The sequence below is a fragment of the Spiroplasma sp. AdecLV25b genome (genome assembly GCF_030913225.1).
Taxonomy (GTDB): domain Bacteria; phylum Bacillota_I; class Bacilli_A; order Mycoplasmatales; family VBWQ01; genus Spiroplasma_E.
This window is the reverse complement of the sequence record NZ_JAQYTS010000022.1, coordinates 1-3776: the sequence shown is the minus strand read 5'-3', so window position 1 is coordinate 3776 and position 3776 is coordinate 1. Positions and strand designations below refer to the sequence as shown.

The window sequence follows — 3776 nt, the reverse complement described above, 5'->3', positions numbered from 1 at the left end:
ATTTTTAATTATTCGTTTAATAAAATTTTAAAATCCCCTTCATCATATATTTTATTAATTATTAGTACTGTAGTTCTAACAGGAATTTTAACAGTAGCAGCATTTTTAACTAGTAGTAAATTACCAAGTAATTTTACTGTTCAAGATTTTCTTGACCAGAGTTATAGCACATGAATTTTAATTTCATTTGCAGTTTTCATTGATATTATCTTATTTATTTTTATTGCCATTAAAACAACTCAAGTTTTTCGGGATGAAATTGAAGATGGAACATTATTAATTTTAGTTTCAAAACCAGTTAATAGAACAAAAATATTTTTTGAAAAATTTTTGGCTTTTGAACTAGTTGTCGGTTTATTTATTGTTAATAGTAATATTGTTGCTAGTTTATCATTATTTATTTTTGGTACTAATGCTTATAAAGCCTTAGCACCAAAGATTTTAATTTTAATTGCCTTTATGTTATTTTTACAAATAATATTTTTTGCTCTTACCTTGCTAATATCACTATTTACCACTAGTAAAACTTTAGTTGCAATAACTATTGTTATTGGTGTTGTTGCTAGTATTTTAACTTTCTCTTATTCAACAATTAATAGTATGATTAGTAGTAACTATGATAGTAATGATATTACTTATAGTAATGTTTCCCAAAGTGCGGAAATGGATGATTATTTTTTACATAATTTATCAAAAACTGATTTTAATCAAATTCAAGAATTAATTAAAAATCCAACTATGATTGCTGATTGAAATAAAAACATTATCCACTTTTATAATGTTGTTCTTAACATTCCTGGTAATGATCCTAGTAAAATGGCTATTGACCCTAACCAAGCAAAAAGTATTAAAAGAATTAACTCTTGATGCTTCTAATCCTAAATTTAATAGTTTAAATGCTGATGAAAAAACTACTGATATCAGTTTATATCATATTTTTGAAATGATGCGTGTTTCATCTAACGAACCTTACTTTGCTATGTTAGCAAATCCTAATTTTAAATTAGGTTACTACACATCAATGTCATTACCTGTTTTTGCTAAAACTTTAAATGCAATAACAATTAAAGGAATTTCAGAGACAAACTATAAAAAAATTAAAAAGGATTTATTAGGAGAACGTTTGCTAAAATATTTTAACATTGGTTATCAATGACAATATATGTTGCAATCTCTTACTATTGACCATCATGCTAAAATTTTTGGTGATTATAAGAAATATAGTGACAGTATTATTGTTTCTTTTAGTGACAAAAATAGTAATTACTTCTTAAATAATAATTACTCTAATAATAAAGTAATTTTAAATCCAATTGGATTGTTTGCTTTTTACATTTTAATGGTTGGTATTAGTTATAATATATGATTAAAAAACTCTATCTAAGTTTTATTTGAATGTACTAATGATAATAAAAATTGTATAATGAAATTATGAAAGTTTTTGTTTTTTGTTAACAAAGAAAGTAAAGGAGAAAATGGAATGAATAGTAAAGATAACATAGTAGTATTTGGTTTAAGTGCTAGTCAAAAATTTACACAAGAAGTTTGTAAAAAATTAGGAATTAACCCTGGTAAAGTAGAAGTTAGTCGTTTTGCTGATGGTGAATTTAATATTCAGGCAATAACTTCAGTTCGTGGAAAGGTGGTTTATATTATTCAATCAACATCACCACCAACAAATGATAATTTGATGGAACTATTAATTTTTATTGACGTTTGTGTTCGCGCTTCTGCTGAAAAAATTCATGTTGTAATTCCTTATTTTGGTTATGCGCGTCAAGATCGTAAGCAAGGTGGAAGACAACCTATTACTTGTAAGTTAGTAGCTAACATGCTAACTGTAGCGGGTGTAAATCGTGTGATTACAGTTGATTTACATTCACCACAAGAACAAGGTTTTTTTGATGTACCAGTGGATGATTTACGTGCAACGCAAGATTTAGCATCTTATTTAATAGATGAAAATTTAATTGACTTAGTAGTCGTATCTCCAGACCATGGTGGTGTAACACGTGCTCGAAGATTAGCTAATTACTTGAGTGCACCTTTAGCTATTATTGATAAAAGACGTTCCCAACCTAATAAAAGTGAAGTTAAATTTGTTTTAGGTGATGTTAAAGATAAAAACGCTATCATCATTGATGATATGATTGATACAGGTGGAACTATTATTAATGCTGCTAAAGCTATCAAAGAGCATGGGGCAAAATCAGTTTATATTTTAGCGACTCATGGTATTTTTAGTGGTGAAGCGTCAACAAAACTAAAACAAGCAATTGCAGAAGATATTGTCAAAGAAGTAGTTATTACTAATACTATTGAAATTACTGCAGAAAGAAATTTTTCAGGTTTAAAAGTTATTTCAATTGCTGATTTTATTGCTAAAATGATTGATGCTTCTGTTAATAATAAATCATTAACTAAAGTTTACGATGATAAAACTAATGAACTAATTAAAAAAATTAATAAAAAATAAAAAAGGAATTGTTAAAGATGAAATTAGTGGTTGGTTTAGGAAATCCTGGTCGACAATATGAATTAACACGTCATAATATTGGTTTTATGATTGTTGATATGGTTTGTAAAAACTTAAAACTTAATATTAGTCAAAATAAATTTGATGGAGAATATGTAAAAATAGTTGTTAACAATCAAGATGTTATTTTCTTAAAACCATTAACTTTTATGAATTTATCGGGTAGATGTGTTAGTAAATTTATGAATTATTTTAAAATTCAACCGCAAGATGTTTTAATTATTCATGATGAAGTTGATTTAAATTTTGGTCAATTCCAGTATAAACAAAATTTTAGTGCTGCTGGTCATAATGGTATTAAAAGTATTTTTCATGAAACAAATATTAAAACTTATCAACGTTTAAGAATTGGTGTTGGTAAAAACCCCTATTTTAATACTGCTGATTGGGTTTTAAGTAATTTTAGTAAAGTTGAACTTACTACTATTAAAAATGATGAAGATTTTTTAATAGAAAGTGTTATTAGTTGGATTACTAATGATAAGTTTGAAGATATTATGAATAAATATAATAAAAAAAGTGCTTAGTTTATACTAAACACTGATAGTTATTTATAAATTAAAGATTAAAACTTTAAATTTTAGATAAGTTTTTGAATCAAAATTTCTTCTTCATCTTTTATTTTTATACCTCATACTATTTCAGAAGTACTGGCATTAGGAGTAGGATTGGGTGTAGGAACATTCGAATAATGTTCAACATGTTCTTTTCATTCCTTACTTAAATATATTGTCTCAGTAACTTCTATATCACCTACTTTTTTAGGAACGCTAGCGATAGGGATAGAGTCATCAAATAAGGAAAGAGTGGGAGCACTAGGAAAATTATTTTCTAAATTTGAATTTGAATAATACTCAAATTGTTCTTTTAATTTTTGAATTTCTGGTTTATTTAGGAGTTTTCCAAATCATTCGTTTTTTTGTGAAAAATCAATGGTTTTATTTTGTAAACTTTGCAGAGCACTAACAAGATTCTCTCGGTTTTGTTCTGGTTTTATTTTTAATAAATAACTTAAAATTAAAGTAGTTGCTTCTGTTACATATTTATTTTGAAAACTAAACAATTCGTCAAAATCTTCTTTTTTGCATTTTCAAACTCTTGGTTAAGTCCCGAATCTTGTGTAAATTTATTTTTACAGAGCAATATTTCTCATATCAAATAAATTTAGTTTAATTTATTGTACCATACTTAAAAGTTGCTAAGTTAATCTTATCTAAAATTAATTTTAAAATTCTTATAG

At 26.0% G+C, this 3776-nt stretch carries 5 protein-coding genes; 4 read left to right on the top strand and 1 reads right to left on the bottom strand.

Annotation, left to right across the window (positions count from 1 at the left end):
• From RDJ14_RS02330 to pth, 4 genes are all read left to right on the top strand, one after another.
• Positions 1-876: ABC transporter permease (locus RDJ14_RS02330; RefSeq protein ID WP_308149763.1), on the top strand; the 876-nt coding region annotated here is incomplete at its 5' end.
• Positions 824-1384 (top strand): hypothetical protein, encoded by a 561-nt coding sequence (locus tag RDJ14_RS02325; protein ID WP_308149762.1) that lies wholly within the window; start codon positions 824-826, stop codon positions 1382-1384. The genes RDJ14_RS02330 and RDJ14_RS02325, both read left to right, overlap by 53 nt.
• A 96-nt stretch (positions 1385-1480) precedes the next feature.
• On the top strand, positions 1481-2476 hold the full coding sequence (locus RDJ14_RS02320) for a ribose-phosphate pyrophosphokinase (protein ID WP_308149761.1): 996 nt from the start codon (positions 1481-1483) through the stop codon (positions 2474-2476).
• Between the two features lie 17 nt (positions 2477-2493).
• Positions 2494-3063 (top strand): aminoacyl-tRNA hydrolase, encoded by a 570-nt coding sequence (pth, locus tag RDJ14_RS02315; RefSeq protein ID WP_308149760.1) that lies wholly within the window; start codon positions 2494-2496, stop codon positions 3061-3063.
• Between the two features lie 53 nt (positions 3064-3116).
• Here pth and RDJ14_RS02310 read toward each other — a convergent pair whose 3' ends face one another.
• On the bottom strand, positions 3117-3599 hold the full coding sequence (locus RDJ14_RS02310) for a hypothetical protein (protein ID WP_308149759.1): 483 nt from the start codon (positions 3597-3599) through the stop codon (positions 3117-3119).
• Positions 3600-3776 lie beyond the last annotated feature (177 nt).